Origin of the sequence: Duganella flavida, from assembly GCF_009857445.1 — a bacterium.
GTDB classification, from domain to species: domain Bacteria; phylum Pseudomonadota; class Gammaproteobacteria; order Burkholderiales; family Burkholderiaceae_D; genus Rugamonas; species Rugamonas flavida.
Genome location: NZ_WWCN01000004.1, coordinates 167385 through 191898 on the forward strand (window position 1 = coordinate 167385; position 24514 = coordinate 191898).

20 protein-coding genes and 2 riboswitches are annotated in these 24514 nt (G+C 61.8%); of the genes, 8 read left to right on the plus strand and 12 right to left on the minus strand.

The annotated features are described in order from the left end of the window. Nucleotides 1-18: 18 nt before the first annotated feature. Together GTP46_RS07645 and GTP46_RS07650 are read right to left on the minus strand one after the other, a co-directional pair. Nucleotides 19-402, minus strand: a complete 384-nt coding sequence (locus GTP46_RS07645; RefSeq protein ID WP_161006024.1) for a cupin domain-containing protein — start codon at nucleotides 400-402, stop codon at nucleotides 19-21. Beyond that, nucleotides 399-767, minus strand: coding sequence for a hypothetical protein (locus tag GTP46_RS07650; RefSeq protein WP_161006025.1), 369 nt, complete (start codon nucleotides 765-767; stop codon nucleotides 399-401). Before GTP46_RS07650 ends, GTP46_RS07645 begins: the two co-directional genes overlap by 4 nt. 96 nt (nucleotides 768-863) lie before the next feature. Between GTP46_RS07650 and GTP46_RS07655 the strand changes: the two genes are divergently transcribed. Together GTP46_RS07655 and GTP46_RS07660 are read left to right on the plus strand one after the other, a co-directional pair. Continuing rightward, entirely contained in the window at nucleotides 864-1298 is a 435-nt protein-coding gene (locus GTP46_RS07655) for a cache domain-containing protein (RefSeq protein ID WP_161006026.1), read from the plus strand. A 15-nt stretch (nucleotides 1299-1313) separates the two neighbouring features. Beyond that, on the plus strand, nucleotides 1314-2945 hold the full coding sequence (locus GTP46_RS07660; protein ID WP_161006236.1) for a methyl-accepting chemotaxis protein: 1632 nt from the start codon (nucleotides 1314-1316) through the stop codon (nucleotides 2943-2945). On the opposite strand, the gene GTP46_RS07665 is transcribed toward GTP46_RS07660, so the two are convergent. The 8 genes from GTP46_RS07665 to gcvT form a co-directional block, all read right to left on the minus strand. After that, nucleotides 2919-3359 carry a hypothetical protein gene (locus tag GTP46_RS07665; protein ID WP_161006027.1) on the minus strand — a complete coding sequence of 147 codons (441 nt, stop codon included), beginning with the start codon at nucleotides 3357-3359 and terminating at the stop codon, nucleotides 2919-2921. The two genes, GTP46_RS07660 and GTP46_RS07665, sit on opposite strands and share 27 nt — an antisense overlap. Nucleotides 3360-3385: 26 nt before the next feature. Further along, the gene (locus tag GTP46_RS07670; RefSeq protein WP_161006028.1) at nucleotides 3386-3622 is read right to left on the minus strand and encodes a hypothetical protein; all 237 of its coding nucleotides are present in this window, start codon (nucleotides 3620-3622) and stop codon (nucleotides 3386-3388) included. Nucleotides 3623-3631: 9 nt separating this feature from the next. After that, the gene (locus GTP46_RS07675) at nucleotides 3632-3958 is read right to left on the minus strand and encodes an ArsR/SmtB family transcription factor (protein WP_161006029.1); all 327 of its coding nucleotides are present in this window, start codon (nucleotides 3956-3958) and stop codon (nucleotides 3632-3634) included. 72 nt (nucleotides 3959-4030) lie between these two features. Further along, entirely contained in the window at nucleotides 4031-5431 is a 1401-nt protein-coding gene (locus GTP46_RS07680) for a DUF1501 domain-containing protein (protein WP_202414184.1), read from the minus strand. Nucleotides 5432-5460: 29 nt separating this feature from the next. Continuing rightward, nucleotides 5461-7227 (minus strand): DUF1800 domain-containing protein, encoded by a 1767-nt coding sequence (locus GTP46_RS07685; RefSeq protein ID WP_229258840.1) that lies wholly within the window; start codon nucleotides 7225-7227, stop codon nucleotides 5461-5463. Between the two features lie 285 nt (nucleotides 7228-7512). Continuing rightward, the gene (gene gcvP, locus GTP46_RS07690; protein WP_161006030.1) at nucleotides 7513-10407 is read right to left on the minus strand and encodes an aminomethyl-transferring glycine dehydrogenase; all 2895 of its coding nucleotides are present in this window, start codon (nucleotides 10405-10407) and stop codon (nucleotides 7513-7515) included. A 118-nt stretch (nucleotides 10408-10525) separates the two neighbouring features. Continuing rightward, a complete protein-coding gene (gene gcvH, locus GTP46_RS07695) occupies nucleotides 10526-10903 on the minus strand; it encodes a glycine cleavage system protein GcvH (RefSeq protein WP_161006031.1) in 378 nt (125 codons plus the stop codon). A gap of 30 nt (nucleotides 10904-10933) precedes the next feature. Then, entirely contained in the window at nucleotides 10934-12046 is a 1113-nt protein-coding gene (gcvT, locus tag GTP46_RS07700; protein WP_161006032.1) for a glycine cleavage system aminomethyltransferase GcvT, read from the minus strand. 46 nt (nucleotides 12047-12092) lie between these two features. Beyond that, nucleotides 12093-12203: riboswitch (glycine riboswitch) on the minus strand. An 8-nt stretch (nucleotides 12204-12211) separates the two neighbouring features. After that, nucleotides 12212-12298, minus strand: a riboswitch (glycine riboswitch). A gap of 121 nt (nucleotides 12299-12419) precedes the next feature. On the opposite strand from gcvT, the gene GTP46_RS07705 reads away from it, so the two are divergent. Beyond that, nucleotides 12420-12980: a ClpP family protease gene (locus GTP46_RS07705; protein WP_161006033.1), complete on the plus strand. Its 561-nt coding sequence runs from the start codon at nucleotides 12420-12422 to the stop codon at nucleotides 12978-12980. A gap of 60 nt (nucleotides 12981-13040) precedes the next feature. Here GTP46_RS07705 and GTP46_RS07710 read toward each other — a convergent pair whose 3' ends face one another. Further along, entirely contained in the window at nucleotides 13041-13235 is a 195-nt protein-coding gene (locus GTP46_RS07710; protein WP_161006034.1) for a hypothetical protein, read from the minus strand. Between the two features lie 314 nt (nucleotides 13236-13549). On the opposite strand from GTP46_RS07710, the gene GTP46_RS07715 reads away from it, so the two are divergent. Next, complete coding sequence (locus tag GTP46_RS07715; RefSeq protein ID WP_161006035.1) at nucleotides 13550-16033, plus strand: DUF1631 family protein; 2484 nt, start codon at nucleotides 13550-13552, stop codon at nucleotides 16031-16033. Between the two features lie 3 nt (nucleotides 16034-16036). On the opposite strand, the gene GTP46_RS07720 is transcribed toward GTP46_RS07715, so the two are convergent. After that, nucleotides 16037-16660 (minus strand): glutathione S-transferase family protein, encoded by a 624-nt coding sequence (locus GTP46_RS07720; RefSeq protein ID WP_161006036.1) that lies wholly within the window; start codon nucleotides 16658-16660, stop codon nucleotides 16037-16039. A 137-nt stretch (nucleotides 16661-16797) separates the two neighbouring features. Here GTP46_RS07720 and GTP46_RS07725 point away from each other — a divergent pair, with 137 nt between their 5' ends. From GTP46_RS07725 to ligA, 4 genes are all read left to right on the plus strand, one after another. Then, on the plus strand, nucleotides 16798-17382 hold the full coding sequence (locus tag GTP46_RS07725; RefSeq protein WP_371869586.1) for a phosphatase PAP2 family protein: 585 nt from the start codon (nucleotides 16798-16800) through the stop codon (nucleotides 17380-17382). Between the two features lie 91 nt (nucleotides 17383-17473). Beyond that, nucleotides 17474-21001, plus strand: a complete 3528-nt coding sequence (smc, locus tag GTP46_RS07730; protein WP_161006038.1) for a chromosome segregation protein SMC — start codon at nucleotides 17474-17476, stop codon at nucleotides 20999-21001. After that, nucleotides 20998-22149, plus strand: coding sequence for a cell division protein ZipA C-terminal FtsZ-binding domain-containing protein (locus GTP46_RS07735; protein WP_161006039.1), 1152 nt, complete (start codon nucleotides 20998-21000; stop codon nucleotides 22147-22149). Before smc ends, GTP46_RS07735 begins: the two co-directional genes overlap by 4 nt. An 11-nt stretch (nucleotides 22150-22160) precedes the next feature. Then, nucleotides 22161-24512 carry an NAD-dependent DNA ligase LigA gene (ligA, locus tag GTP46_RS07740; RefSeq protein ID WP_161006040.1) on the plus strand — a complete coding sequence of 784 codons (2352 nt, stop codon included), beginning with the start codon at nucleotides 22161-22163 and terminating at the stop codon, nucleotides 24510-24512. The last annotated feature ends 2 nt before the right edge of the window (nucleotides 24513-24514 follow it).

Genomic DNA, 24514 nt, shown 5'->3' on the forward strand with positions numbered 1-24514 from the left:
AGTCCTGATGACAGCGCTTTATTTGGCGGGCGTGGCCAGCGGCTTGCCTTTTTCGACTACGTATACACCGACCAGTTTCATGGTGCCGGTGCCGACGTTAATGGCGTCATGGATGGTGCCGGCCGGGATCACGAACGACTCGCCCGCCTTGACGCGGCGCGGGTCTTCACCTTCGATGCGCAACTCGCCTTCGCCTTCCAGCACGTAGCTGATTTCATCGCCGGGATGTGAATGGCGGCCAGCGGCCACGCCCGGATCCAGCTCCACTTTGGCGACCACCGCTTCGCGGCCGGGGACAGAGACATCGGCTTTCTGAATGACGGTGCGGCGGATGGTGCCGGTTTGCGCTTGTGCGGTGCTGGCAGCGAGTACGGCAATCAGGATCAGCTTGCTGAGTTTCATGGCGTGTCCCTTGGCGTTGTTGGAACGTCAATTCTACGCCGTCCCAGCCAGAGTGCGTCGGCTATTGCGGCTATCCAGCACACGAGGCACACCAGCGAGGCTGCATTGGTGGCGGGATTGTCGATGCCGGCGCTGTGGATGCGCTCGGTGATGGCAATCGGATCGAAGGCTAGTGCGCCGCTGTTCAGCTCGTCCAAAATGCGGTCGGCCAGCTGCAGCGTAGTGCGCAGCAGGTAGAACGCGGCAGCCGCAGTGGGCAGCAGGAACACCAGTCCGCGTGCGGCGCGGCGCGGCTGCAACGCGAGGTGGCCCAGTCCGGGAAAAATCAATGCTGATATCAGGGCCGCCTTGGTCGATGCTTTCATATCGCTCCTGTTGTTACTTCGTGCCTATTGATCAAACGCAAGAACGCGTTGGGTTGGCTCACGTAGATTACAACATCTTGGCTGCCGGGGGGAATCATGCGTGCGATGATCGGAATGGCTGTGATGGTGTGCTGCGCGGTGCAGGCCGCACCGAATGAAAAAGACGCGGTGGCGCTGGCCGAGAAGGGCGCACAGTTCGTGCGCACGCACGGCCGTGCCGAGATGGTGGCGCGTATCAACAGCAAGGATCCGGAATTCAACCAGGGCGCGTTGTACCTGGCGATGCGCGATTTGAACGGCATCACGGTGGCGCATCCGACGACCGCGCTGATCGGCAAGAATTTGCTCGATGTGCCGGACGCCGACGGCAAACTGTTTCGGCAGGATATGGTGGCCCTGGCGCGCGGACCGGGGCGCGGCTGGGTCGACTACAAATTCCGCAATCCGGAGACGGGCAAGGTCGAAGCCAAGCGCACCTTCGTGCTGCGGGTGGAGGACGTGGCGCTGGAAGCCGGTATCTACAAGCACTGAGCCATCGTGCAGACCATGTTAAGCAAACTGCGAATCGGGCCCAAGCTGCTGTTGGCGCCGGGTGTGGTGCTGATCCTGCTGATTGTGCTGTCGGCGGGCGCCTATCTCGGACTGGTGCGGCAGAACCAGTCGCTCGACAATATGGTGCAGCAGCGCGCCGTGCGCCTGAAGGCGGCGGCCGACCTGGTCGCCAATGCGCACAAGGCGCATACCGAAATCTACCAGCTGCTCACGTGGATTAACGCCAGCTTCTCGACCCCGCGTGTGGATGCGCTGGTGCGCGACATCCACTTGCGTCACGCGGCGCTGGACCGCCAGTTCGCGCAGCTGGAAATGGCCACGCAATCCGATCCAGCTGAGCGCCGTTTTGTGATGCAGTCGCAGGCTGCGCATACCGTGTATGTGAAGGCGATGCAGGACGTGATTGAGCTGGCGATGGTCGACCAGTCGATGGCGGCCAACGCCATGTCCAAGGCCGAGCGGGCGTTTGACGTGGTGGCGCAGCGGCTGGAGGAGTTGTCCAAACTGGAGCAAAGCCTGAGCGAGCACGCCTACGCCGAAGCCGAGACTGACTTCCGCGTGCTGTCGACGTGGATGCCGATAGTGGTGGCGTTATCGATTGCCTTGTCGCTGCTGGTGACGATGGCGGTGCGGAATGCGATGTTGAAAGAAGTACGCGAGATCGGCGCGGCAGCGGTGGATCTGGCCGAGGGCAACCTGACTGTGCGCCAGCGCGTGTACGGGCGCGATGAAATCGCCGAAACCTCGCGCGCGTTGGACACCAGCATCCGCAACCTGAACACCACGCTGAAAACGATACTGGCGTCAGCGCAGTCGATCGACAATGCGTCACGCGAAATCGCGCAAGGCAATGCGCTGCTGACGCGGCGCACGCGTACGCAAGCGGGCGAACTGGAAGCCGCCAGTGACGCCATGCAGGCAATCAGCGGACAGGTGGCGCAGGTTGCCACGCACGCCGAACTGGCCGGCCAACTGGCACATTGCGCCAACAGCTTCGCGGCACGCGGTGGTGGCGTGGTGCAGCGGCTGGTGGTGATGATGGCGTCGATCCGCGGCAGCTCGCGGCGGGTGGTGGAAATTGTCGGCGTGATCGACGGGTTGGCGGTGCAGACGCACATGCTGGCCTTGAGCGCAGCGGTGGAAGCAGCGCGCGCGGGCGAACATGGTCTAGGCTTTGCGGTGGTGGCGGGTGAGGTACGCATATTGGCGCAGCGCTCGGCGACGGCAGCACAGGAAATCAAACTGCTGATTGCGGATTCGGTAGCGGAGATCGACAGCGGCACGCGCTCAGCGGAAGATGCGGCCGACAGCATGACCGAGATCGTCGATTCAGTGCGGCAGGTGAGCGACATTCTCGGCCGTATCGGCGAAGGCAATACGGCGCAGGGGCAGGGCGTGCAGGGCATGCAGCAGGCCATCGTCAGCATGGACCAGATCACGCAGCAAAACCTGGCGCTGGTGCAGCAGGCCGCGGCGGCAGCGAGCACCTTGCAGCGGCAGGCGCTCTACCTGTCGGAAGCGGTGGCCATCTTCAAACTGGACGAAGGCATCGAACCACCCGACACCACCCGTCCCGCCGGCAGCCACCGCATCGTTCGCCTACGCCTGGCTTCCGTGCGCAGCTAGTGTTGGCGACTCGTTGCTCCAGCGGTCGCCCTGTTGCTGGATGTAGCGAGCGTAGACGTATTTCCACGGCATGGCGAGGGGAATGATGATCACGAACAGGCATTCGAAGGTAGTGCTGATGATGGCTTCGTCCGCCGTGCCGCTTTGCCATGCGGGCAGGGCGACGACCAGCAGCCAGATGGTTTTCCAGGTCAGCTCCCACAGCAGCACCGGTATCATTTGTAGCGGATAGCGGATGCCGAGCACGCTCAGCAGGCTAAACGCCGTCAGCATGCACTTGACCACGCCCTGCGACAGCCCCCAGGGCTTGTCGTGATGAATGACGCTTGGCCACACCACCAGCGCCAATCCCACCACGATAATCAAATACACAACTCTCAGCGAATACAGGCGAAACAGCGATACGTGTGGCATGGTGCGGCTCCTCGGTGTTGGTTGGATTACTCGACTTCCTTCAGTACTTTTTCAATCGCGATAATGCGGGTTTTCAGGTCGGCCAGCGCCGCCGCCGTTTCCTCTTGCGCAGCAACCGCGCGTTCGGCGATGGCGCGGTACGACTCTTCATTTTGCGCCTGGAGCTGCGCCTTCTTGATGCTGGTCTGCGAGCGAATCAAGACAATCATGAAGATCGTTCCAAAGAAGATGGCGAGCGTGGTGATGTAAATTGCTTCAGACATAAGACGCCTCTATTTTTCCGGGTTGGTAGTCAAAGTTTTTACTGCTTCGGCAATCGCGGCCGGCGTCAGGTCGATGGCGAATGGCGCGGCTTCAAAAAAATTCAGCGCCTTGCCGTCTTCCGACAGTTCAAGCTTGCTGGTGACCAGTCCCGCTTCCTCCAGTTTCTGCAAATGCAGATGCAGCAAAGGGCGGCTGATATTCAACTCACGGGCCAACTGGCTGACATAGTTCCTGCCCCCCACCGCCAGCGCCGCCACCACCCGCAGCCGATGTGGGTTGGACAGTGCAGAAAGCGCCGCCAGCAACTGATCACCGGTGAGATGTTTTGATTTCATGTGTAAAGAATATCTGACAGGTGTAAGCAAGTCAAAGCTTTTTTGCGGCTTACCACCGGGCGGCCCCGAATCTCAGACGAAACTGAGGTTACGCTTTGAGGCGTCGTAATTGGTCAGGTTGGGCAGGAGGCTGAGCAGGTCGGTGTCGGAAGCACCCATCCATTTGCCCAGAGTGGCCGCGTATTGATCAACCGAGGTGGTTGGCAGGAGTCGGCCCTGGCCAACGTCATCCGGACCATTGTTGGCCACGGCTGGCGGCACGCCATAAAAAGTCTGTCCCTTGACGGCGCCGCCTAGCACGAAGTGCATGCTACCCCAGCCGTGATCGGAGCCGGCGTTATTCACAGTCAGGGTGCGGCCGAAATCGGAGGCAGTGAAGGCGGTGACATTGTTGGCCACGCCCAGTTCGACGGTCGTTTTATAAAATGCGGCGAGGGCGTCGGCGACGGCGGTCAACAGCCCGGGATGGGTCGTATCGAGACCAGTATGGGTGTCGAAGCCCCCCATCGAGACGAAAAACACCTGGCGCTTGGCGCCCAGGGCGCCGGCGCTGGCGATCATCTTGGCAACCATTTTCAGCTGGTTACCCAGGTCGTTCTTCTCGGGGAAGGCGGTCTGGATGGTTGGCGCCGCCGCCAACGCCGACCCCAGGGCGCCGTTGACGCTGATGGAGCGTGCCGTCACGCGCGCATATTCCTGCTCCATCAAATGGGTGCGTGGCTGGGTCACCAGCGATGCCAGCGCAGCGCTGGCGGCACTCGATCCGAACATCGGCTTTTGCAGCGCCGCAAACGACACCGGGCCAGTCTCCGATACCTGGTACTGCACTGCCGTTTTACCGGACAGGAACACCGCGTTGCCAGAGACATTGATGCAAGTCAGCGTGGCGTTGCCGTTGCCCGCCTCGAACAGGTCACCCATGCGCCCACCCCAGCCCGACGTCGCGCCTTCCGGCGCCGACGACTGCCATACCGATTGCTGGTCATTGTGCGAAAACAGCTTGGGTGGCAGCGGCACTGACTTATTGGTGTATTGCAGCTTGGTGGTGGGTTGCACCAGTGTGCCGATGTTGAGCATCACACCCATTTTGCCGGCGTTGAAGATCGGCAGCAGCGGCGCCAGTTCTGGCGCCATCGCGTACTGGCGCGCAAAGTCGCCGGCATCGCGCGGCGCCGTGGCCGGCACCAGCACCGTGCCGGTCAGGCTGCTGCGGCTGTAGCCCAGTGTCGGACGCAGATTGTAATAGGCGTTGTAGCTGCTGGCATCGTAAGGAATCAGCGTATTGCCGTAATCGTTGCCGCCATACAGGAAGACGCAAACGATGGCTTTGTAGTCGGTCGCATTGGCGGCTGCGGCTTCGGCCATGGCGGCCAGGTTAAGTGCCCACGGGGCGGCCACGCCGGCCACCGAGAGTGCCGAGGCGCGTTGCAAAAAGGCGCGGCGCGAGGCGCTTACCGAAAAAGAACGGCTCATAATGGCTTCCTTTCGTCAGCTGATTCAGCTTATTTCAATACGATGAATTCGGGCGCGGCCAGCGTCAGCGTCAGCGCGGCGTAGATGCGATTCAGGCGGGCGGCGGCGGTCCCACGCGGCATGGCGTTGAGCGCGCCGACGATCAGCGTCTGCGTGGCTGCGCTTAACTGGCCGGCTGCCAGTACGGTGTTGATTTCGGCCAGCAGTGTAGCCGCCGTGTCGGCCAGCGGTATCAAGCTGCTGTAATCAGCCAGCACGTCGCCGACGCCGCTGGCCACCGCATGCTGCATGTAGTTGACGTAGCCCACCACCGACGATTCATCGGTGAGCTGGAACTCCGGCGCCACCAGGGCCGCTGCGGCGATACCGCTATTGGGCGGCACGTAACCGGGGCGGAAAAAGTTAAACACCGACGGCGAGCGCAGCGGGCTTTGCCCCAGGCGGCGGGCCGGATCGGAGGTGTTGCCGATGGCCCAGGCATCACTGGCGGAGGTGGCGCTGTAGGCGCGGGCCCAGTTCACGAAGCGCATGATCGGCTCGCGTTGCTTGCCAAAGCTGGCGGCGCTGGCCGATGGCGGCGCCTGGCGCGCTTCGGGATCGAGCAGCAACGCGCGTATCACCGCCTTCAGATTACCTTTGACGCCCTTGCCATCATTGTTGAAAACGCTAGCAATACGGCTGACGTAAGCCGGGCTCGGATTGCTGGTGACCAGATGTTGTATCAATTGACGGCTGATGAAAGGGCCGACATTGGCATGCGCGAAGATGATGTCGAGCGCCGCTTTCAACGCGTCGGCGCCGCCCAGGCCAGTGCCGACGGTGGCGTCGAGAAAGGTCGAGGCGCCGGTTTCGTGTTTGGCCGGATACTGCTTCATCGGCCGGCGCATGAAGTCCGGGGTGCTGGTGTCGCCGCCGGCCAGGTCGATATCCCAGCCGGTGAAGATGCGCGCCAGGCCGCTGACGTCGTCCTGGGCATAGGTGTAGACCGGGGCGCCATTGACCAGCTTGGGCGTGCCGTCCAGGTTGAGCTGCACCAGGCCGATGCTAAACAGCTGCATCAGTTCGCGCGCGTAGTTTTCGTCGGGGTGCGAGCCGGTGCTGGGATTGGCCTTGATACTGCCGCGGAACGTCAGAAACTGCCCCATCGGCACGCTGGTCGAGATCTGGCCCAGCAGCGTTCGATAATTGCCGAAGGCGTTGGCTTCCAGCAGGTCGAGGTAGGCGGCGGCCGAAAAGGCGCGCCAGCCCAGCCCGACCAGGCCGTCGATGGCGGTCACCACTATTTCAGACAGCGCCAGCGTGACACGCTGACGCAGCGTATCGGGCGACGTGATCAGCTTGCGCCAGGCGGCCGCGTCGAAGCCGGCTTCACTGTTTTTGTTGGCTGCGGCGTTGTAACCCTTGGATGCCATCCAGTCCCAGCGCGTGCCAGAAGCGGGCAGGGCGAACTGGGCGTCGAGCCAGCCGGCGTAGCCCTGCGCTTGCACCTGAGCGATCAGCGCGCGGTTGGCGCCCATCGATGCCTGCGCCAGAAAACGCGAGGCGTCGGCAGCGGCGATCGGCGCGGTGACTGTGCTCGTGCCTGTGGTCTCAACCCGCAGCACTTCGGCCTGCATTTTGGGCGTGGCGACCTCGGCGGTGACGCCATCGTTGCCGCCGCCGCATGCGCTGAGCAGTGCGGTAGCAGACAGGCCAGCGGCCAGCAGGCCGGCGCCGTTGGGCTGATCGTCGCGCGGCGTGGCGGCGCCCATATCATCGGGGCGAACAACCGTATCGGGTAGGTCGATAGTAGTCATGGCATATCCTGTGCGGGCTGGAGACTTTGAAGGGAAATAATAAAGACTTGCCTATTGGAAAGATAGTCGGATTTGGGGAAATCCGCGACAGGACTTTTGTAAGCGACTGTAATGTGTTGCGTAATAGCCGCTTAACGATGTGAATTGACTTGTTGCCGCGCCTGAAATGAACAACGGCCCGATCGACAATACGATCGGGCCGTTAAGGCGCCTCCTTAGTGTTACGCCGTTCAGTTGTAAAAAACGCTCTTAACTAAACAGCATCAGGCACTTGGCAGGGATTTTTTACTCGTAGTCGCTGATCGGCGCGCAGCCGCAGAACAGGTTGCGGTCGCCGTAGACGTTGTCGGCGCGGCCGACTGGTGGCCAGTACTTTTGCTTGCGCAGCGATGGCACCGGATAAGCCGCCACTTCGCGCGAGTACTTGCGATCCCATACGTCGGCCGTCAGCACTTCCGCAGTGTGTGGCGCAAACTTCAGCGGGTTGTTCAGCTTGTCGAACTCGCCGCTTTCCACTTTGGCGATTTCGCCGCGAATGGCGATCATGGCGTCGATGAAGCGGTCCATTTCGGCTTTTGATTCCGATTCGGTCGGCTCGATCATCAGCGTGCCCGGCACCGGGAACGACATGGTCGGTGCGTGGAAGCCGAAGTCCATCAGGCGCTTGGCCACGTCTTCGTTCGAGATGCCGGTGGCATCCTGCAGCGGACGCAGGTCGATGATGCACTCGTGCGCCACCAGGCCGTCGTGGCCCGAGTACAGCACTGGGTAGTGCGGCGACAGGCGACGGGCGATGTAGTTGGCGCCCAGGATGGCGGTTTCGGTCGCAGCGGTCAGGCCTTCTGCGCCCATCATGGCGATGTACATCCACGAAATCGGCAGGATCGATGCCGAGCCATATGGCGCAGCCGATACCGAACCAATGCCAGCGTTGTCGCGGATGTAGCCGTTCGAGCGCTGGTTAGGCAGGAACTTGGCCAGGTGCGCGCCGACGCCGATAGGACCAACGCCTGGACCACCACCGCCGTGTGGGATGCAGAAGGTTTTGTGCAGGTTCAGGTGCGATACGTCGCCGCCGAACGCGCCCGGTGCGGCCACGCCCACCAGTGCATTCATGTTGGCGCCGTCGACGTACACTTGGCCGCCGTGGCTATGAACGATTTCGCACAGTTCGCGGATGCCTTCTTCGAACACGCCGTGGGTCGAAGGGTAGGTGACCATCACGCAGGCCAGGTTCTTCGAGTGCAGTTCCGCTTTGGCTTTCAGGTCCGCCAGATCGACGTTGCCGTTTTCGTCGCAAGCGGTCACCACCACCTGCATGCCGACCATCGAAGCCGATGCCGGATTGGTGCCGTGCGCCGACGATGGAATCAGGCAGATGTTGCGATGGCCTTCGCCACGCGACTGGTGGTAAGCCTGGATCACCAGCAGACCGGCGTATTCGCCTTGCGAGCCGGCGTTAGGCTGCAGCGAGACGGCGGCGTAGCCGGTCACTGCGCACAGCATTTCTTCCAGCGAGTCGATCATCTCGCGGTAGCCTGCGGTTTGCGCGACTGGTGCGAACGGGTGCATGGTCGAGAATTCTGGCCAGGTCACCGGGATCATTTCGCTGGTGGCGTTCAGCTTCATGGTGCAGGAGCCCAGCGGGATCATGGTGCGGTCCAGCGCCAGGTCTTTGTCGGCCAGCGAACGCAGGTAGCGCAGCATCTCGGTTTCCGAGTGATAGCGGTTGAACACTGGGTGCGACAGGTACGCGGAAGTACGCGCCAGCGCTTCAGGGAACGAACGGTCAACGCCAGCTTCCACGGTGTCGAAGTCCGGGCCGTGGGCCGGGCCGCCGACTGGGTGCGAGAACACGGTCCACAGCAGCGCGATATCTTCGCGGGTGGTGGTTTCGTCCAGCGACACACCAACGTGCGAAGCGTCGATTACGCGCAGGTTGACGCCGTGCGAGTGCGCCGATGCGTGTAGCTGTTCGGCGTTTTTAACGTTGACGGTCAGGGTGTCGAACCAGCTGTCGTTGGTGATGGTGTAGCCCAGCGTTTTCAGGTTCGCGGCCAGCACGCCGGTCAGGCGATGCACGCGCTTGGCGATTTGCTGCAGGCCTTTCGGACCGTGGTAGACGGCGTACATCGACGCCATCACTGCCAGCAGTACCTGCGCGGTGCAGATGTTCGAGGTGGCTTTTTCGCGGCGGATGTGCTGCTCGCGGGTTTGCAGCGCCAGACGATAAGCCTTGTTGCCTTGTGCGTCGATGGTCACGCCTACCAGGCGGCCTGGCATCGAGCGTTTGAATTCATCGCGGGTGGCCATGTAACCAGCGTGCGGGCCGCCAAAGCCCAGCGGTACGCCGAAGCGCTGCGAGTTACCGACGACGACGTCGGCGCCCCATTCGCCTGGAGGCGTCAGCATGGTCAGCGCCAGCAGGTCGGCGGCAGCAACCACCATCGCGCCTTTGGCTTTGATGGCTTCCACGTCGGCTTTGTAATCGCGCACGTTACCGTTCACGCCTGGGTATTGCAGCAGCACGCCGAAGCATTCGCCCACCGCTGCCAGTTCGGCTGGGTGGAAGGTTTTTACGATGATGTCGAGCGGCTTGGCGCGGGTCTGAATCACTTCCAGCGTTTGCGGCAGCACGTCGTCGGCGACGTAGAACACGTTCGATTTCGACTTGCTCACGCGCTGGATCAGCGTCATGGCTTCCGCAGCGGCGGTGCCTTCGTCCAGCATCGACGCGTTGGCGATGCCCATGCCGGTCAGGTCGGTGATGGTTTGCTGGAAGTTCAGGATCGCTTCCAGGCGGCCTTGCGAAATCTCTGGCTGGTATGGCGTGTAGGCGGTGTACCAGGCCGGGTTTTCAAAGATGTTACGCAGGACGACGTTCGGCGTCAGCGTGTTGTAGTAGCCCTGGCCGATCAGCGACTTGAGCACCTTGTTTTTCGAAGCGATTTTTTTCAGCTTGTTCAGCGCTTCGTTTTCCGGCATCGGCTGGGTGTAGGCGCCCAGTGGCAGGGCTTCCTTGTTGCGGATGTTGGCCGGGACGATGGCGTCGATCAGGGCAGCGCGCGTGGCGTAACCGAGGACCGACAGCATTTCCTGCTGTTCGGTGGCGTCTGGGCCGATGTGACGGGCGATGAAGGCGTCGCGTGCTTCGAGTTGGGTCAGGCTGGTGCGGGTCATGATATGGCGAGGGCAGAGAGAAAGAAGGGCGGTCGTTCCCGCGCAAGCGGGAACCCATACTGAGTGGCCGGAGCCGGCGCTCTATGGCTCCCCGCCTACGCGGGGATGACGACGGGAATTAACCGATGTTTTTGCCGTAGGCAGCTGCGTCCAGCAGGCCGTTGATCGCGCCGGCGTCGGCTGGCTTGATCTTGAACAGCCAGTTGGCGTAAGCGTCGGCGTTGATCGATTCAGGCGCGTTCACCACTTCTTCGTTCACGGCCACGACTTCGCCGGCCACTGGTGCGTAGATGTCGCTGGCGGCTTTCACCGATTCCACTACAGCGGCATCATCGCCGGCGCCGTAGGTGGTGCCAACTTTTGGCAGTTCGACGAAGACGATGTCACCCAGTGCGTCCTGCGCGTACTCGGTGATGCCTACAGTGACGGTGCCGTCGGCTTCAGCGCGTACCCATTCGTGGGATTCGGTGTACTTCAGGTCTGCAGGAATGTTCATGTAAAGCTCCAGATGGATGAGAGGTATAAATTAGACTGCCAGGATTTTACCGTTACGTACGAACGGCAATTTAACCACAGATGCGGCCAGCTTCTTGTCGCGGATTTCCACGTGCACGGTGTCGCCCACGTTCACGCCGTTCGGCACGCGCGCCAGTGCAATCGCTTGCTGCATGGTCGGGCTGAAGGTGCCACTGGTGATTTCGCCGGTGGCTTCAGTGCCGGCCACGATGACTTTTTGGTGGGCGCGCAGTACGCCGCCTTTTTCGCGCAGGATCAGGCCGACGAATTGGGCGTTCTGGCCCTTGGCTTGCAGTGCGGCCTTGCCGATGAAGTCACGCTCGGCCACCAGGTCGATGGTCCATGCCAGGCCGGCATCCAGCGGGTTCACGGTTTCGTCCATGTCCTGGCCGTACAGGTTCATGCCGGCTTCCAGGCGCAGGGTGTCGCGCGCGCCCAGACCTGCTGGCTTCACACCAGCGGCGACCAGTGCATTCCACAGGTTCTCGGCTTGTTCAGCGGCGACGCCGATTTCAAAACCGTCTTCGCCGGTGTAGCCGGTGCGGGCGATCATCGCCTCGCCAAAAGCGGCGCTCTGCGCGAAGGCGACGTTGAACGGCTTCATCTCGGCCGTGCCTTCTTTCGATTCAGGGATCACTTCCCACACCTTGGCGCGGGCGTTCGGGCCTTGCACGGCGATCAGCGCCATGGCGTTGTCGCCATCGCGACGCTGGGTGATGGTCAGGCCGGTGCTGTTCTGTGCCTGCATCCACGCCACGTCCTTCTCGGCGGTGCCGGCGTTGACCACCAGGCGGAACCAGTTTTCGTTGATGAAGTAGACGATCAAGTCGTCAATCACGGTGCCTTCTGGATTCAGCATGCAGGAGTAGAGCGCCTTGCCCGATACTTGCAACTTGTCGACATTGTTGGCCAGCAGGCCGCGCAGGAAGCCGCGCACGTTCTCGCCTTTGATGTCGACCACGCACATGTGGGCCACGTCGAACATGCCGACGTCGGTACGCACGGCGTTGTGCTCTTCGATCTGCGAACCGTAGTTGACAGGCATGTCCCAGCCGCCGAAATCGACCATACGGGCGCCGGCTGCGCGGTGTGCGTTATTAAGTGGGGTAGCTTTGAGCGTCATGGTACGTTCCGAACGAAAAGAGGTTAACAGGGAATGCCAATGATTCCTAAACCCCTCTGTCCTTTGTACCTGAGAGATAGCGGAGCGAAGTAAAACCTCGCCTGCCGCACGCCCCTTCGGTGGATTGCCGCTGCAATCTCTCTCCAGAGTTTGAGCTCATTCAGAGCCCCTTGACCGGTCCTTTTGCCTGAGAGTTTTTGGGTAGTGCCCCTTCGGCGGCAACGCTGGATTGCCCTCTCCCGATCAAGACTCGGGAATATATGTCAGAAGGGCCTGAATGTCAATCTTACCCAGCTGCGCACGAATGAACCCGGCAGCAACTATTTTGGCGGCAATTTGCTAGAATAAATCACATTATTTTGAGAGCCCAGCCATGAGCCTAGACCATACCAGCTACGAGGGACATGCGTGGTTCACGCTGTCCGGAGACGTCAACAGTGACATGGTACGCCGTGTCTTTGACGCCGTAGCCGACATGACGGAAGACCGCATCACCACCGCCCACATCCTGATCCAGTCCAATGGCGGCTACGTCAGCGACGGCATTTGCCTGTACAACTACCTGAGCAAACTGCCGATCAAGATCGTTACTTACAACGCCGGCGCGGTGGCGTCGATCGCTGTGATCCTGTTTTTAGCTGGCGCTGAACGCTATGCCAGCGACACCGCGCGCTTCATGGTGCACAAATCGCACGCCAGCGCGCCGCACGGCGCCCGTCCGGACGCACTGCGCATCATCGTCGAAGGCTTGCAGGCGGACGATGCTCGCACCGAGCAAATCCTGCGCAGCCATGTCGAGCTGACCGAAGAAAATTGGCGCGTGCACGAGTATTCCGACCTGCACCTGACGGCGTCGGAAGCGTTGAAAGTCGGATTGATACGGGAAGTGACTGACTTCGAGCCGCCTGCGGGCCAGCGCGTGACCAACATCTGACGGCGATCTGACGGCGGCGATGCGGCGCGCGTGGCGCCGCATATACCGCTGCTGTCCTACTTAGCGGTTGCCGCCGGTTTGTTTGTTGCCGTCATTTTTGTGGCTTTGACGGCCGGCGTCCACGTGCTGCTCATGGGTGCCGCCTTGGGTGCCGGTATTGCGTCCGCTACCGGACGAGCCCTGGTTGCCCGACTGCTTGTTGTTGCCTTGATTGGAGCCTTGCTTGTTACTGCCACCTTTTTGATTCGCGTCCATTTTGATTCCTTTACGAAGTGAATAGAGCGCCAGAGACGTGTTAGCGTTTCTGGTGGGGCAATGATGCGGTTTCAGCGTGGGGCTCGGTATCGGAGTTTCCCTGTCAGGTATGTAGGAGCATGGCTTGCGGCGGAGGTTGAGGAAAATTCAACCTTGCCATTTTAGCTGCATGCTGACTGGGTTTGCGCGGGATAAAGTTGCTACAAATCGGCAAATCACGCGAAAAATTGCATATTCTTGGTTTCATGGTATTGCTTTGTGGAAATGCTGTGTGACAATGCAGGAATAAAGACGAACGCTGAGCAGGTCCGCCCATGAATGCAACTTCCACCACATCCGCCACGCCGAAAAAGACGGTGTCGCCGCGGCATGCCCTGTTGGAAGAGCTGATCGGCATCGCCGTCAAGCAGGCGGGTGACCAGTATCTGGATTTGGCCAACAAGCTGGCCGGGGTCCTGATCGACGCCACCGATGGCGACACGCGCCAGATCCAGCAGCGCCTGCGCGCGGGCAACCAGCTACGCAACCGTAATTTCGCTTTCCTGCACCTGGCCACCAGTACGCTGGAGAAATCGCTGCGGCATGAGATCGCCCAACTGGCGCCGGCCGCCAAACCGGCGGCGCGCGACAGTGCCTTGTCGCTGTCGCTGGTGCCGTTCGAGGAAATGGACAACAAGGTGGCGCTGAGCGGTGTCAGCAAACCGTTCGAGACGCTGTACGCGGACCAGCTGCAAACCCTGAACGTGCGGCTGGCCTTCCTGATGGACCGCGACATCCTGCGCGTCAACCAGAATCCATTCCGGCCGGAGGTGTTTTTGATCGCCTTGCAGCAGGCGTGGACCGAGTTTGATCCGGAGGAGGAGTCGGCAGGGCTGTTACAGCCGCTGCTTAAGCCGGGCATGTTCATCGAGATGGGGCCGATGCTGGAGGCGTTGAGCCTGGCCTTGCAGAGCAGCGGCGTGCTGCCGGGTGAAGTGGACCGCTACAAACGCCGCAAATCGGATACCGCCAAGGACGAAGCGGCCGGCAAAGCGCGTTCCAATCAAGCGGCACTGGCGCAGCAGCTGCGCCAGTTCTTTGCCTCCAGCGACGTGGCCGGATCGGCGGCCGGCCAGATTGTGGACGGCATCGCCAATGGCATGATGGCGGGCGTGGACCTGAGCATTCCCGACCTGCCCGCCGCCGCGCTGTCCGGCGGCAGCGCCTGGGCCCCGAATGCGGACCGTGCCCGCGCAGTAGGCGCAGTAGGCGCAGCCGCCGTGGCAGGCCTCGGTGGCGTCATGCCAGCTGGCGGCTTCGTCGTTGGCGCTGCGCCCGGCTTTGCGCAGGCTGGCGGCGCGTGGGTGCAAGGTCCGGTACAAGGCTTCCACGTCGGCGCGATGACCAACGAAGAAGCCCAGCTCGCCGCGCAACTCGGCGCCAAGCAGCCATTGCTGGCCTATCTCGCCGAACTGCAAAAAGCCGTGCCGCTGCCCGCTTCGGTTGCTGCAGTCGCATCGCCCTCAGCACCGGCCGTCGACGGCGCACCGCCTGCCAACGTCTTCTATCTGCCCAACCTCAAGCAATCCATGCCGCAAGGCAGCCTGACGCGCGCCGACGAAAGCACCATCGACCTGCTGTCGGCCGTCTTCGACACCGTATTCCGCGACCAGAGCATCTCGCCTGAAATCCGCGAACTGATCCGCTTCCTGCAAATCCCCGTGCTGAAAGCCGCACTGGTCGACAAAAACTTCTTCTTCCAGGAAGCGCACCCGGCGCGGCGTCTGCTGGAGTTGATGTCGCGCATGGGCTGGGAGCAGCGCAAGGGCCCGGACGATCCACTGTTCCAGGCCATGCAGCGCAGCGTCGACCGTGTCGGCCGCGACTATGAGCAGGAACTGTCGGTCTTCACCGAAGCCGTCAACGAACTGGAAGCCTCGATCCAGGCAGAAGAAAAAGCCGCTGCCGCAGCGATCGCCGCCCCAATTGCCGCCGCGCTCAAGCAGGAAAAGATGGCCGAGTCGACCAAGTTGGCCAAGAACGCCGTCGCCCTGCGCATCGGCACCGGCGAAGTGATCGCCGTGGTGGAAGCCTTCCTTGAGCAGCGCTGGGTCTCGGTGCTGACCATCGCCTACAGCATCGAAGACGAAAAGCCGGGCGCCGTCAACAACGCCACCAAGACCATGGACGACCTGATCTGGAGTGTGCGCCCCAAGCTGAAACCGGAAGAGCGCAAGCAACTGATCGCCAAGCTGCCAGGCCTGCTGTCCACGCTGAACAAATGGCTGGACGTGATAAAGTGGCAGGACGCCGACCGCCTGCAATTCTTTGCTGAACTGGCGGAATGCCACGCCTCCATCGTGCGCGCGCCGCTGGAAATGTCGCCGGAGCGACAGCTGGAAATCTCCATGCAGGTCGCGCAGCAAGCTGCCGAACGCCGCCTGGAGCTGCAAGCCAAGGCCGAAGCCGAAGAGCAAGCCCGCGCCGAACAGCCGGCGCCGGATGAAGACGAAGAAGACGCCATCATCGAAGTCGACGGCCTGGCACGCGGCATGTGGCTGGAATTCATGGACGAGCAGGGCGCCAGCCGCAAAGTCAAACTGGCGTGGATCAGCCCGCGCCGCACGCTCTACATCTTCTCTACCGCCGCGCGCCAGGAAGCCTTTTCCATGTCCGGCGACGAGCTAGCCAAGCACTTCCGCGAAGGTACTGCCCAAGTCGTGCGCACCGACGGCGTAGTCACCATCGCGCTATCCCAGGCCCTCTCGCGCACCGCCGACAACGACGCATCCATCAACCTCCCAGCCGCCGTCGGCTGATAGTCACGGCACGCCGTTGGCGCCGTGTTGGCGGTAGCCGGGGCGAGTGGAGAGGCGTTCGGACCAGGTTTGCAGTGCGGGCAGGGGTGGTCGCTCGATGGGCGTCGAGAGCCAGCGGTTCAGCGACAAGCCCAGCACCACGTCTGCCAGAGTAAATTGGTCGCCGCAGACGTAGGCGCTGGTGCCGGCCAGTTGCGCGTCGAGCAGCGCCATCAGGCGGTTCCACTCGGCTGCGCTGGCAATGACGGCGGCAGCATCGGCATGCGCCGGACTGCGGCGGACCAGCGCCATGAAGGCGTAGCGCCAGGCGTTGTTCAACTCCGTGGCCTGCCAGTCCATCCATTTTTCCACCTGCGCCCGCGCCAGCGGCTCCGCCGGCAGCAGGTCGGTGCGGCCGTGCTTGCTGGCCAGGTAGCGGCAAATGGTGTTGGATTCCCATAGCGCCTGTCCCTCATCAATAATGACTGGCACCATGCCGTTGGGATTCAAACGCAGGAATTCGGCCGTGCCGGTCGGCTGGAAGCCGCTGCCATACTGCTCCAGCTCGTAAGGCAGGCCGATTTCCGCGCAAGTCCACAGCACCTTGCGCACATTAATCGAGGTGGATTTTCCAAGTATTTTGAGCATCGCAATATTTCATCCGGGTAATTGTTCGCCATAATACATATGCATGTGTTTTAATGCGTGCTGCGGTGCAAAATACAAGGAGCTGGCGGTACATGATGATGTGGTGGCATTGGTTAAGTGTAATCGGTAGTCTGGCCGTGACGGGTCCGATCGGCGTGGCGATTGTGGTCTGGCTGCTGGCCGGCAAATCCTGGCGCCTGACGGCTATCTGGCTGGCGCTGTTCGGCGCCGGCATGGCGCTGGTGGTGGCTACCAAGATGGCCTTCATCGGCTGGGGTGTGGGCGTGGCGTCGGTCGAGTTCGCCGGCCTGAGTGGCCATGCGATGCGCGCCGCCGCCGTGTTCCCGGTGGCCGGCTTCCTTGCCACCCGTTCCTCGCCGCTGAAAATTCGCCTGCTCGGCACCGCCGCCGGCGTGCTGCTGGCCGTGCTGATCTCCATTTCACGCGTCTATGTGCGCGCCCATCCGCCGTCCGAGGCGCTGACCGGCTGCCTGCTGGGTCTGGCCGTGGCCGGCGTCTTCATCTGGTACGCCAGCACCGAGCATCACATGGCGCTGAGCCGCCTGTTGGTACTGCTGTGCATCCCGGTGCTGCTGGTGGCGCCGCAGGTCGAGCCTATCCCGGCCGAGCAGTGGATTACCAGGGCCGCGCTCTACCTGTCCGGCCGCGACCAGCCTTACACCCGCGATATGTGGCGCGCACCGCGCTCGCCGCTCGACTGACGGCGCTGCAACGTTGCGCGTTTTCCGGCCTTATTCGATGCACAAAATGGTATTATTGTGAACTTTTCCAGCCCACACACCAGATAACAACGTGCGTCTATCTTCCATTAAATTGTCGGGATTTAAGTCTTTCGTTGATCCCACCAATTTCCAGGTACCGGGTCAGTTGGTAGGCGTGGTGGGTCCCAACGGTTGCGGCAAGTCGAACATCATCGACGCCGTGCGCTGGGTGCTGGGCGAATCCAAGGCGTCCGAGCTGCGCGGCGAGTCCATGCAGGACGTGATTTTCAATGGCTCGACTCACCGCAAGCCGGCCGGCCGTTCGTCGGTAGAGCTGGTGTTTGACAATAACGCCGGCAAAGCGGCAGGGCAGTGGGGCCAGTATGCCGAAATCGCCGTCAAGCGCACGCTGACGCGCGACGGCACTTCCACTTATTACATCAACGGCCAGCCAGTGCGCCGCCGCGATATCCAGGACATTTTCCTCGGCACCGGCCTCGGTCCGCGCGCCTACGCGATTATCGGGCAGGGCATGATCTCGCGGATTATCGAATCGCGCCCGGAAGAGCTGCGCGTGTTCCTCGAAGAAGCCGCGGGCGTCTCCAAGTACAAGGAGCGCCGCCGCGAAACCGAAAACCGCCTGCACGACACGCGCGAAAACCTGCTGCGCGTGGAAGACATCCTGCGCGAGCTGAATACCAACCTGGAAAAGCTGGAAGGCCAGGCCGCCGTCGCGACCCGCTTCCACCAGCTGCAAGCCGACCAGGAAGAAAAGCAAAAACTGCTTTGGCTGCTGCGCAAGGTGGAAGCCGAGAACGAGCAGAAAAAGTACTTCCGCGAAGTCGAGCAGGCGCAGAACGATCTGGAAGAACAAACCGCCAAGCTGCGCAACGTCGAGCTGTCGCTGGAGCAGATGCGCCAGTCGCACTTTGCGGCCGGCGACCGCCTGCACACGGCGCAAGGCTCGCTGTACCAGACCAACGCCGAAATCGGCAGCCTGGAAGCGCAGATCAAGTTCGTGGTCGAATCGCGTGGCCGCCTGCAAGCGCAGTTGGCCGCGTTGACCGCGCAGCGCGATCAGTGGCAGCGCCAGGCTACGGAAGGCAACGAGCAAATCGAAGAAGCCGAATTCAATCTGGAAGAGTTGAGCGCCAAGGTCGAAGAATCGCAAGTGATAGCCGAGCAAAAGGCCGAGTCGCTGCCGATGCTGGAACAAGCGTGGAAGGAAGCGCAGACCAAGAGCACCGAATCGCGCTCACGCATTATGCAGGCGCAGCAGCAGCTGGAGCTGGAATCGGCGCACCAGCGTAACGCCAACAACATCCTCAACGGCCTGGCCGTGCGGCGCGAACGCCTGCAGCAAGAGAAGAGCGGTTTGAGTTTGCCGGACAGCGCGCATCTGTCGAACCTGCGCATGCAGTTGGAGGAAAAACAGCAAGCGCTGGAAGAGCAAAGCTACCTGCTCGAAGAAGCGCACGAGCAGCAACCGAAGCTGGAACAGGAACGCCAGGAAGCGCAGCAGCAGGTCAACGCGGAAACCGCCGCCAACGCTCAACTGGAAGCGCGCCTCAACGCACTGCGCCAGTTGCAGGAGCGGGTGCAAACGCAAGGCAAAGTCACGCCGTGGCTGCAAAAGCACGAGCTGGAATCGCTGCCGCGTCTGTGGCAAAAACTGAATATCGAAACAGGCTGGGAGCCGGCGCTGGAATCGCTGCTGCGCGAGCGCACCTCGGCGCTGCAAATGTCGAATATCGAATGGGCCAAGGCCTTCTTCAGCGACGCGCCGCCGGCCAAGCTGGCGCTGTATGCGCCGTCGACCGCCGTGCCGCCTGCGCCAGTGGAAGCGCCGGGCCTCAAGCCGTTCCTGAATCTGCTGAAGATTAACGATCCGGGCCTGCGCGGGTTGCTGCAAGACTGGCTGCACAACGTCTACACCGCAGAAGACACGGCCGAAGCTTTCGCCGACCGCAGCAAGCTGCCGGCCGGCGGCGTGATCGTCACACGCCAGGGTCACGTCGTCACGCAGAACAGCGTGCGTTTCTACGCCGCTGATTCGGAGCAGGACGGCATGCTGGGACGTCAGCAGGAAATCGACAACATCACCAAGCAGCTGCGCGCGCAGCAGATGCTGGCTGACGAAGCGCGTTCGCGCTCGGTGCGTGCCGAAGCCGCCGTGTCGGAACTGACGCGCCGTCTGACCGAGTACCGCGCCAAGCTGCAAAGCCTGCAATCGTCAGTGCATACACTGCAACTGGAAGTGGTCAAGCTGTCCGAGATCGAAGCGCGCTTCAACCAGCGTAGCACGCAAATCGAAACCGATCTCGCAGAAATCGCCGCGCAGGAAGAAGAGCAAACTCATATCAAGCTGGAATCGGAAGAGAAGTTCGAACAGCTCGATATGGAACTCGGCAACCTGCAAGGCGAGCATGAAGACGGTCAGACTGAATTTATGCAAAAAGAGCAGCGCCTGGCCGATGCCCGCGAAGCTTTGCGTGATCTGGAACGCGCCGCGCAGGAAGTGCAGTTTGCGGAGAAAACCCAGCGCAGCAAGATCGAAGAATTCCGCCGCAATATCGCCACCGCGTCGGCGCAAGTAGCGCAAGTTACGGAGAGCATCGAGTCCGGCCGCATGGAGCTGGAAGGCCTCGAACAAGGCACGGCCAACGAAGGCTTGCAGGAGCTGCTGGACCGCCGTACCACGCAAGAAAAAGCGCTGTCCGACGCGCGCCATGAGCTCGACCAGATCGCGCAGCAACTGCGCCTGTTCGAAGAAGGCCGCATGTCGACCGAGCGCGCGCTGCAACCGCAGCGCGACAAAATCATGGAGATGCAGCTGAAGGAGCAGGCCGCGCGCCTGAACCAGGAGCAGTTCGCCGCGCAATTGGCCGAAGTGCAGGCCGACGAAGCGGCGTTGTCCGAGAAGCTGCTTCCCGATATGAAGGCATCGTACCTGCAAGGTGAAGTCACGCGCCTGACCAATGCCATCTCCTCGCTTGGTGCGGTGAACCTGGCGGCGCTGGACGAACTGGCCACCGCTTCCGAGCGCAAGAACTTCCTCGATTCGCAAAACGCGGATTTGACGGAAGCGATCAACACGCTGGAAGACGCCATCACCAAGATCGACAAGGAAACGCGCGATCTGCTGCAAGACACGTTCGACCGCGTCAATGGTCACTTCTCCGAGCTGTTCCCGATTTTGTTCGGTGGCGGCCAGGCGAAATTGATCATGACCGGCGATGAAATCCTGGACTCCGGCGTGCAGGTCATGGCCCAGCCGCCGGGCAAAAAGAACGCCACCATTCACCTGCTGTCCGGCGGTGAAAAAGCGCTGACCGCCACCGCGCTGGTGTTCTCCATGTTCCGCTTGAATCCCGCGCCATTCTGCTTGCTCGACGAGGTCGACGCGCCGCTGGATGACGCCAATACCGAGCGGTTCTGCCGCATGGTCAAGCGCATGTCCGAACATACTCAATTCCTCTTCATCTCGCACAACAAGATTGCGATGGAGATGGCCAATCAACTGATCGGTGTGACGATGCAGGAACAAGGTGTATCGCGCATCGTGGCGGTGGATATGGAATCCGCCGCAAACTTCGCTTCCGAGGCTCAAGCAGCATGACAGATCTTCAACTCAGTTTAATCGCAGCCGCCGGTGTGTTTGTCGCCGGCGTCTTCACGTACAACAAAATCCAGGAATACAAGGCCAAGAAAAGCGTGGAACGCGCTTTCTCGTCGGATCACGACGATGTGCTGATGCGCACCGGCGACGATGCGGCCGCGCCGCGCCAGGAACCTAGCTTCTCGCTCGACAGCGCAACCCCCGGCGTGGCCGGTGGCGAAGCTGCGGCAGCGGCATCCGCGCTGAGCGCAGTGGCGGCAGAATTCACGACCGACGACGAAACCGGCGCACCAGCCAGCGACGACCAGCTGGCCGCACGCGCCAACGCCGCCACCGCAGCAGCAGCGGAACAAGCCACGGCGCTGGTCGATCCGCTGATCGACTGCCTGCTGCCATTGACGCTGGAAGCTCCTGCACGCGGCGACAAACTGCTGCCGGTGCTGCAAACCCTGCGCATGGTCGGCAACAAGCCAGTGCACTATATCGGCAAGGCCGTCAGCGGCGATTGGGAACCGATTGCGCACGGCGGCGTCTACACCGAACTGCAAGGCGGCGTGCAGCTGGCCAGCCGCAGCACCGCGCTGAATGAACTGGAGTACTCGGAACTGGTGACGCGCCTGCGCGCGATGGCTGACGAAATTGGCGCTGAACCAACCATCCCGGACATGATCGAAGTGATGGCCGAAGCGCGCAACCTGCACCGCTTCGTAGCCGGTCATGACGCGCAGTTGGGCGTCAACCTGCAAAGCAATGGCGCGCCATGGTCGGTCACTACCCTGATCGCCGCACTGGAGAAACAAGGCTTCGACGTGCGTCCTGACGGCCGCTTCGTCATGCCTGACGGCGACGGCGGCTTCCTGTTCTCGCTGTCGACCAATGTCACCCCGGCCGAAGAAACCACGGCCCGTCTGACGCTGCTGCTGGACGTGCCGTGCGTGGCGCCGGCGCGCGACGGCTTCGGCGCGATGGTCGCTTGCGCCAAGGCGCTGGTTGCGCGTTTGGACGCCACCATCGTCGACGACTACAACCAGCCGTTGTCCGACGCCGCACTGAAGGAAATCGCCGGCCAGGTGCAGGACTTCTACGGCGAAATGAATGACGCCGACATTCCAGCCGGTTCCACCCGCGCACTGCGTCTGTTCAGCTAAGAAGGTTTGTAATGACGGAAGTAGATTTCAAAACGCGCATCGAACAACTCAGCGCGGAGCTGAACCGGCATTTGCACGCCTATCACGTAGAAGACGCGCCCACCATTCCGGACGCGGAGTACGACAAGCTGTTTAGCGAGCTGCAAAAGCTCGAAGAAGAACATCCAGAGCTGGCGCTGCCGGACTCGCCGACCAAGCGTGTCGGCGCCGCGCCGCTGCCGCAGTTCGACCAGGTCACCCATACGGTGCCGATGCTGTCGTTGAATAACGGCTTCACCGATGAAGATATCGAGAACTTCGACCGCCGTGTGCGCGAAGGCCTTGATACGGTGGCGCTGATCGAATACGCGGCCGAAGTGAAGTACGACGGCCTCGCCATCAACCTGCGCTACGTGGATGGCCTGCTGGTGCAAGCCGCCACCCGTGGCGACGGCTATACGGGTGAAGACGTCACCGCCAATATCCGCACCATCCGCAGCATTCCGCTGCGCCTGAAGACCGACAATCCACCCGCCATCCTCGATGTGCGCGGTGAGGTGCTGATGTTCAAGCGCGATTTCGAAGCGATGAATGAACGCCAGCGTGAAGCGGGCCAGAAGGAATTCGTTAATCCGCGCAACGCAGCGGCGGGCAGCTTGCGCCAGCTGGATTCGCGCATCACCGCATCGCGCAAGCTGAGTTTCTTCGCTTACGGCGTTGGCGCGCTGGAAGGCGCTGAGATGCCGTTGTCGCACTCCGCGTTGCTGGACTGGTATCGCACGCTCGGCCTGCCGGTAGCGAAAGAAGCGACCGTGGTGCGCGGCTACGACGGCCTGATGGCCTACTACAAACAGATCGGCGAAGCTCGTCCGACTATGCCATACGAAATCGACGGTGTGGTGTACAAGGCTAATCGCGTGGAAGACCAGCGCACGCTGGGCTTCGTCTCGCGCGCGCCGCGTTTCGCGCTGGCGCACAAATTCCCCGCTGAAGAAGCGCTGACCGTGGTGCAGGCGATTGAAGTACAGGTTGGCCGCACCGGTGCGATTACGCCGGTGGCGCGTCTGGCCTCCGTGTTCGTCGGTGGTGTCAACGTCACCAACGCCACGCTGCATAACGAAGATGAAGTACGTCGCAAGGACGTACGCGTTGGCGATACCGTGATCGTGCGCCGCGCTGGCGATGTGATTCCGGAAGTGCTGGCCGTGGTGCTGGAGCGCCGTCCATCGCCGGAGCCGGAAGCCTACGTGCTGCCTAAGGCTTGCCCGGTGTGCGGCTCCCACGTAGTGCGCGAAGAAGGCGAGGCGATTGCACGCTGCTCCGGTGGTTTGTTCTGCTCCGCGCAGCGCAAGGAAGCCATCCGCCACTTCGCCGGCCGCCGCATGATGGACATCGAAGGCCTGGGCGACCGCTACATCGACAACCTAGTAGAAGCAAACAAAGTCCAGCGCGTGGCCGACCTGTACGCGCTCAAGCTGGAAGACCTGCTGGAGATGAAACGCCTTGCTGATGAACGCGATGGCACCACTCCCGAGACGGTCGCACAAGGTAAGATCGCCACCAAATGGGCGGACAATCTGCTGGAAGCCATCGCCGCCAGCAAGAACCCGCCGCTGGAGCGCCTGCTGTTCGCACTAAGTATTCGCCACGTCGGCGAATCGACCGCCAAGACGCTGGCCGAATGGCTGGGCCGCTTTGACCTGATTCGCCGCGTACCTGCCGCGCTGCTGCGCGTACTGCCCGACATTGGTGGCACCGTGGCCGAATCGATTGCCGACTTTTTCGCCGAACCGAAAAATCAGGAAGCCATCGATGCGTTGCTGGCCGCCGGCGTTGCACCGGCGGGCGAGCACGCACCAAGCGCCAAGCTGCGCGAAAAGCTCGACCCAATCAAGCTAATGGCCGCACTGGCGATTCCAAAATTGACGGAGCCGCGCAGCAAGCAGCTGGTCGAAGAGGGCGTCACGCTGGAAGCGCTGGCTTACCTGCAGGTGTTTAATGTATTCGGTCTCCCGGCCGCTGTCGCGGAATCGCTGGACCAGTGGATGCTCCAGCCGGGCAATCGCGAACAAGTCAAAGCGCTGCACCTGCTGCGTGTAGACCTGCTGGCACAGCTGCCGGAAACCGTGACTACCGAAGGCCACCTGACCGGCAAGACCTTTGTATTGACCGGCACCTTGCCGACCATGGGCCGCGACCAGGCCGCCGCGCTGATTGAAGCGCAAGGTGGTAAAGTGTCCGGCTCAGTATCCAAGAAAACCCATTACCTTGTCGCTGGCGCCGATGCGGGCAGCAAGCTGGCCAAGGCGCAGGAATTGGAAGTTACCATTCTTGATGAAGCGGGATTGCTCGCACTACTCGAAGAAAAACACGAAGAAAAATAGTC